Here is a 6480-nt window from a genome sequence, read left to right as displayed (position 1 = left end):
GTGGTGCTGATACCCAGAGTCGAACTGGGGACCTCACCCTTACCAAGGGTGCGCTCTACCAACTGAGCCATATCAGCACGTCTGGAGCGGGCAGCGGGAATCGAACCCGCATCATCAGCTTGGAAGGCTGAGGTAATAGCCATTATACGATGCCCGCATCCTGAAACTCGGCTACCCAGTTCTTTCTGTAACAAAAAAAGAGACAAGTCTCTTTTCTCATTCGAGCCGATTATTTTCGTAACCAGCTCAGACAGCAATTGCTGCCAGAAAGTGGTGGTGGGGGAAGGATTCGAACCTTCGAAGTCTGTGACGGCAGATTTACAGTCTGCTCCCTTTGGCCGCTCGGGAACCCCACCGGACTTGATGGTGCCGACTACCGGAATCGAACTGGTGACCTACTGATTACAAGTCAGTTGCTCTACCTACTGAGCTAAGTCGGCATCAAGTAGCGCGCATTCTATGGAGACCTGCGTGCTCATGCAACTAAAAAATTGCATAAAATGTTCTATCGCTCACATTTTGCACTATACGACCAAAAAATGGCGTATTTTCAGTCAGCTTAGCATAAAATTTCGACATTATCTGGCAGTCCATTTCCTCCCACCTGCATCGGGTGGTACTTCAACGCACCAAATCATCGCCTGTACATCTGGAATATCCGTCACATTGCGTTTCAGGGAATGACGTTCAGAAGAGATTTTTTCTTATTATTCCCCCCCATCTGGTGTTACCCTCCTGCCCATTGTCCAAATTAACTGAAATGCGACGTGCCATTGCATGCCGGGGATGACGCGCTTTTTATCACTGCCCTGATGGTGTAATGACAGCCAGAAACATGCTTATGAGTATAAAAGAGCAAACGTTAATGACGCCTTACCTACAGTTTGACCGCAACCAGTGGGCTGCGCTTCGTGATTCCGTGCCGATGACCCTCACTGAAGAAGAGATCGCACGGTTAAAAGGGATTAATGAAGATTTATCGCTGGAAGAAGTTGCAGAGATCTATTTGCCCTTGTCGCGTTTGCTTAACTTCTATATCAGCTCGAACCTGCGTCGTCAGGCTGTTCTCGAACAGTTTCTGGGCACGAACGGTGAGCGTATCCCTTATATCATCAGTATTGCTGGCAGCGTAGCGGTGGGGAAAAGTACCACTGCGCGTGTATTACAGGCGTTACTGAGCCGTTGGCCAGAACATCGTCGCGTTGAACTGATCACCACGGATGGTTTTCTTCATCCAAACCAGGTATTAAAAGACCGTGGGTTAATGAAGAAGAAAGGTTTTCCGGAATCGTATGACATGCATCGTCTGGTCAAGTTTGTCTCCGATCTCAAATCCGGCGTGCCAAACGTAACCGCTCCGGTTTATTCGCATCTGATTTATGATGTGATCCCTGATGGGGATAAAACCGTGGCCCAACCCGATATATTAATTCTCGAAGGACTCAATGTTCTGCAGAGCGGGATGGACTATCCACACGACCCTCATCATGTATTTGTTTCGGACTTCGTCGACTTCTCTATTTATGTTGATGCACCGGAAGAGTTACTGCAGACATGGTATATCAATCGTTTTCTTAAATTCCGCGAGGGGGCGTTTACCGACCCTGACTCTTATTTCCATAACTACGCGAAACTGACGAAAGAGGAGGCGATCAATACGGCCACCTCATTATGGAAAGAAATTAACTGGCTGAATTTAAAACAAAATATTCTACCCACGCGTGAGCGCGCGAGTCTGATTATGACCAAGAGCGCCAATCATGCCGTCGAGCAGGTTCGCCTGCGAAAATAATTAAAAAGGGAGCTTTCGCTCCCTTTTTAATTATTCAGCGCTTCTCAGGGAGATTTCTCCCCCAACCCACGGTTTTATAATACCATCCTGTTCCAGAAGTAATGCGCCCTGCGCATCGATACCTCGTGAAATACCGTATATTTCTTTGTCACCGATAATCAGTTTAACCTGGCGATTGATAAAGTTATCCAGCTTTTCCCAACGGGAAAGATAAGGAGCCAGTCCTTCTTGCTCAAATAACTCCAGCGCGGTACGTAATTCACGAATGAGCCTTGCCGCCAGCGTATTGCGATCGAGCGTAATCCCAGCTTCCTGCAACGTAATCCATCCCTGATTCACCACGCCTTCTTCCACACGGCGCATTGCCATGTTAATGCCGGCGCCGATGACGATCTGCGCAGCATCGCCCGTCTTACCCGTTAACTCAACCAGGATCCCCGCCAGTTTGCGATCCAACAGGTAGAGATCGTTAGGCCACTTCACCCGTACCTTGTCCGCACCCAGATCACGCAGAACCTCAGCCATTACGATACCGATCACTAGGCTTAAGCCGATCGCGGCGGCCGGCCCCTGCTCCAGACGCCAGAACATTGAAAGATAAAGGTTTGCGCCAAAGGGGGAAAACCACTTACGTCCACGACGTCCACGACCTGCCTGTTGGTATTCCGCCACGCAGGCATCGCCAGACTGCAATAGATCGATGCGGTCCAGCAGGTACTGATTGGTGGAATCAATAACCGGCAGCACAGCCACCGTGCCGCGATCCAACTGACTGTAGATGCGGTCAGAATCCAGCAACTGAATCGGCTCCGGTAAACTGTATCCTTTGCCTGGCACGGTAAAGACATCAACTCCCCAGTCACGTAGAGTCTGGATATGTTTATTGATGGCCGCCCGGCTCATCCCCAACTGTTCACCCAGTTGCTCACCGGAATGAAACTCGCCATCGGCCAGTAAGGAGATAAGCATCAGAGGAACGGTATTATCCTTCATGCAATGATCTCCACAGCATTGACTTCGCCACTCTGCCCGATGAAGCGTACTTCAGGCTCCAGCCAGACGTTAAATTTCTCACCGACTTTCGCACGCACCAGGTGCGCGAGATTGACCACATCTTCGCTTGTCGCGTTAGCCGCGTTAATAAGTACAAGCGCCTGTTGACGATGTACGGCTGCCCCTCCGATACCCACGCCTTTCAACTCACATTGGTCAATGAGCCAGCCAGCCGCCAGTTTTACTGAACCATCAGGTTGAGGGTAATGAGGGGCATTCGGAAACTGAGACAGCAGTGCCTCAACCACATCCTTTGCCACGACGGGGTTTTTAAAAAAGCTACCCGCATTACCGATCACTTTTGGATCGGGCAGTTTTGTTATACGCATACGGCAAACCGAATCAAACACCTGCTGGGGCGTTACCGTGGCCGGATCCAGACGCGTCAGGTCGCCATAGGTCAACACTGGTTGCCATTGCTTAGTCAGACGTAACCCCACCGCAACGATCGCGTAGCGATCCTGGTATTCATGTTTAAAGATACTGTCACGATAGCCAAAGCGACATTCCGCCGCACTCACGCGCCGCGATTTTCCTGTTGCCAGCTCAACACAGTCAACATAATCACACACTCGCTGGAGCTCCACGCCGTAAGCACCAATATTCTGGATCGGTGAAGAGCCTACGCAGCCGGGGATCAGCGCCAGGTTTTCCAGCCCCGGCATGCCAAGCTGTAGTGTATGCTGAACCAGATGATGCCAGTTTTCACCCGCACCGACATGCAACAACCACGCGTCTGGTTGCTCTGTTACTTCAATGCCTTTGATACGATTGACGATCACTGTCCCGCGGAAGGCGTCAAGGAACAGGACGTTACTCCCTTCACCCAGTATCAGTACCGGCTGATGCAACGCATTGGCAGATTGCCAGGCGCTAAGTAGTTGTTGTTCATTTTCGGCGCAAACAATCTCATTGGCATTTTGATCGATGCCAAAGGTATTCCAGGATTTAAGGGAGTGATTCATAGAGGCTTTCCTGATGCAAAATCGCGGTTAGTTTACCGCATATGCCGCAGTATGGCTTGTATTATGGCGGGATGACGTTATTCGATAAAATGATCCGACCGATGACGGATGCAAAAAAGCCCATCCGTCAGGATGGGCTCTTCACTTGTTTGATGCCTGGCAGTTCCCTACTCTCGCATGGGGAGACCCCACACTACCATCGGCGCTACGGCGTTTCACTTCTGAGTTCGGCATGGGGTCAGGTGGGACCACCGCGCTAAAGCCGCCAGGCAAATTCTGTTTATTAACCCGCCTTTCGCCGGTTAATCTAATCTGTAATCACGCTGAAAATTTTCTCTCAATCCGCCAAAACAGCTTCGGCGTTGTAAGGTTAAGCCTCACGGTTCATTAGTACCGGTTAGCTCAACGCATCGCTGCGCTTACACACCCGGCCTATCAACGTCGTCGTCTTCAACGTTCCTTCAGGACCCTTAAAGGGTCAGGGAGAACTCATCTCGGGGCAAGTTTCGTGCTTAGATGCTTTCAGCACTTATCTCTTCCGCATTTAGCTACCGGGCAGTGCCATTGGCATGACAACCCGAACACCAGTGATGCGTCCACTCCGGTCCTCTCGTACTAGGAGCAGCCCCCCTCAATTCTCCAGCGCCCACGGCAGATAGGGACCGAACTGTCTCACGACGTTCTAAACCCAGCTCGCGTACCACTTTAAATGGCGAACAGCCATACCCTTGGGACCTACTTCAGCCCCAGGATGTGATGAGCCGACATCGAGGTGCCAAACACCGCCGTCGATATGAACTCTTGGGCGGTATCAGCCTGTTATCCCCGGAGTACCTTTTATCCGTTGAGCGATGGCCCTTCCATTCAGAACCACCGGATCACTAAGACCTGCTTTCGCACCTGCTCGCGCCGTCACGCTCGCAGTCAAGCTAGCTTATGCCTTTGCACTAACCTCCTGATGTCCGACCAGGATTAGCTAACCTTCGTGCTCCTCCGTTACTCTTTAGGAGGAGACCGCCCCAGTCAAACTACCCACCAGACACTGTCCGCAACCCGGATTACGGGCCCACGTTAGAACACCAGCCATTAAAGGGTGGTATTTCAAGGATGGCTCCACACGAACTGGCGTCCGCGCTTCAAAGCCTCCCACCTATCCTACACATCAAGGACCAGTGTTCAGTGTCAAGCTATAGTAAAGGTTCACGGGGTCTTTCCGTCTTGCCGCGGGTACACTGCATCTTCACAGCGAGTTCAATTTCACTGAGTCTCGGGTGGAGACAGCCTGGCCATCATTACGCCATTCGTGCAGGTCGGAACTTACCCGACAAGGAATTTCGCTACCTTAGGACCGTTATAGTTACGGCCGCCGTTTACCGGGGCTTCGATCAAGAGCTTCTCCTTACGGATAACCCCATCAATTAACCTTCCGGCACCGGGCAGGCGTCACACCGTATACGTCCACTTTCGTGTTTGCACAGTGCTGTGTTTTTAATAAACAGTTGCAGCCAGCTGGTATCTTCGACTGATTTCAGCTCCACGAGTAAATCGCTTCACCTACATATCAGCGTGCCTTCTCCCGAAGTTACGGCACCATTTTGCCTAGTTCCTTCACCCGAGTTCTCTCAAGCGCCTTGGTATTCTCTACCTGACCACCTGTGTCGGTTTGGGGTACGATCTGATGTTACCTGATGCTTAGAGGCTTTTCCTGGAAGCAGGGCATTTGTTGCTTCAGCACCGTAGTGCCTCGTCATCACGCCTCAGTGTTAAAGTGAACCGGATTTACCTGGAACACACACCTACACGCTTAAACCGGGACAACCGTCGCCCGGCCAACATAGCCTTCTCCGTCCCCCCTTCGCAGTAACACCTGGTACAGGAATATTAACCTGTTTCCCATCGACTACGCCTTTCGGCCTCGCCTTAGGGGTCGACTCACCCTGCCCCGATTAACGTTGGACAGGAACCCTTGGTCTTCCGGCGAGCGGGCTTTTCACCCGCTTTATCGTTACTTATGTCAGCATTCGCACTTCTGATACCTCCAGCATGCCTCACAGCACACCTTCACAGGCTTACAGAACGCTCCCCTACCCAACAACACTTAGTGTCGCTGCCGCAGCTTCGGTGCATGGTTTAGCCCCGTTACATCTTCCGCGCAGGCCGACTCGACCAGTGAGCTATTACGCTTTCTTTAAATGATGGCTGCTTCTAAGCCAACATCCTGGCTGTCTGAGCCTTCCCACATCGTTTCCCACTTAACCATGACTTTGGGACCTTAGCTGGCGGTCTGGGTTGTTTCCCTCTTCACGACGGACGTTAGCACCCGCCGTGTGTCTCCCGTGATAACATTCTCCGGTATTCGCAGTTTGCATCGGGTTGGTAAGCCGGGATGGCCCCCTAGCCGAAACAGTGCTCTACCCCCGGAGATGAATTCACGAGGCGCTACCTAAATAGCTTTCGGGGAGAACCAGCTATCTCCCGGTTTGATTGGCCTTTCACCCCCAGCCACAAGTCATCCGCTAATTTTTCAACATTAGTCGGTTCGGTCCTCCAGTTAGTGTTACCCAACCTTCAACCTGCCCATGGCTAGATCACCGGGTTTCGGGTCTATACCCTGCAACTTAACGCCCAGTTAAGACTCGGTTTCCCTTCGGCTCCCCTATTCGGTTAACC

The 6480-nt window shown here is 51.5% G+C and carries 3 protein-coding genes, 4 tRNA genes and 2 rRNA genes; 1 reads left to right on the top strand and 8 read right to left on the bottom strand.

Going from position 1 to position 6480, the window contains the following annotated elements:
* Nucleotide 1: 1 nt before the first annotated feature.
* From OGW13_RS23135 to OGW13_RS23120, 4 genes are all read right to left on the bottom strand, one after another.
* Nucleotides 2-77, bottom strand: a tRNA-Thr gene (locus OGW13_RS23135).
* A 5-nt stretch (nt 78-82) separates the two neighbouring features.
* Nucleotides 83-157, bottom strand: a tRNA-Gly gene (locus tag OGW13_RS23130).
* A gap of 114 nt (nt 158-271) precedes the next feature.
* A tRNA-Tyr gene (locus tag OGW13_RS23125) sits at nt 272-356 on the bottom strand.
* A gap of 8 nt (nt 357-364) precedes the next feature.
* A tRNA-Thr gene (locus OGW13_RS23120) sits at nt 365-440 on the bottom strand.
* 401 nt (nt 441-841) lie between these two features.
* On the opposite strand from OGW13_RS23120, the gene coaA reads away from it, so the two are divergent.
* On the top strand, nt 842-1792 hold the full coding sequence (gene coaA, locus OGW13_RS23110; RefSeq protein ID WP_061069505.1) for a type I pantothenate kinase: 951 nt from the start codon (nt 842-844) through the stop codon (nt 1790-1792).
* Nucleotides 1793-1822: 30 nt separating this feature from the next.
* Here the strand turns inward: coaA and birA are convergent, their stop codons facing one another.
* From birA to OGW13_RS23090, 4 genes are all read right to left on the bottom strand, one after another.
* Nucleotides 1823-2785 (bottom strand): bifunctional biotin--[acetyl-CoA-carboxylase] ligase/biotin operon repressor BirA, encoded by a 963-nt coding sequence (gene birA / locus OGW13_RS23105; RefSeq protein WP_042998966.1) that lies wholly within the window; start codon nt 2783-2785, stop codon nt 1823-1825.
* Nucleotides 2782-3810, bottom strand: a complete 1029-nt coding sequence (murB, locus tag OGW13_RS23100; protein ID WP_042998965.1) for a UDP-N-acetylmuramate dehydrogenase — start codon at nt 3808-3810, stop codon at nt 2782-2784. Before murB ends, birA begins: the two co-directional genes overlap by 4 nt.
* Before the next feature lie 154 nt (nt 3811-3964).
* Nucleotides 3965-4080 (bottom strand): 5S ribosomal RNA (gene rrf / locus OGW13_RS23095).
* A gap of 96 nt (nt 4081-4176) precedes the next feature.
* Nucleotides 4177-6480: ribosomal RNA gene (locus OGW13_RS23090) — 23S ribosomal RNA — on the bottom strand; the annotation flags it as partial.

Origin of the sequence: Citrobacter sp. Ca225 (genome assembly GCF_030337175.1) — a bacterium.
Classification (GTDB): Bacteria; Pseudomonadota; Gammaproteobacteria; order Enterobacterales; family Enterobacteriaceae; genus Citrobacter_A; species Citrobacter_A amalonaticus.
The sequence above is the reverse complement of the archived record's forward strand: the minus strand, read 5'-3'. Positions and strand labels throughout refer to the sequence as shown.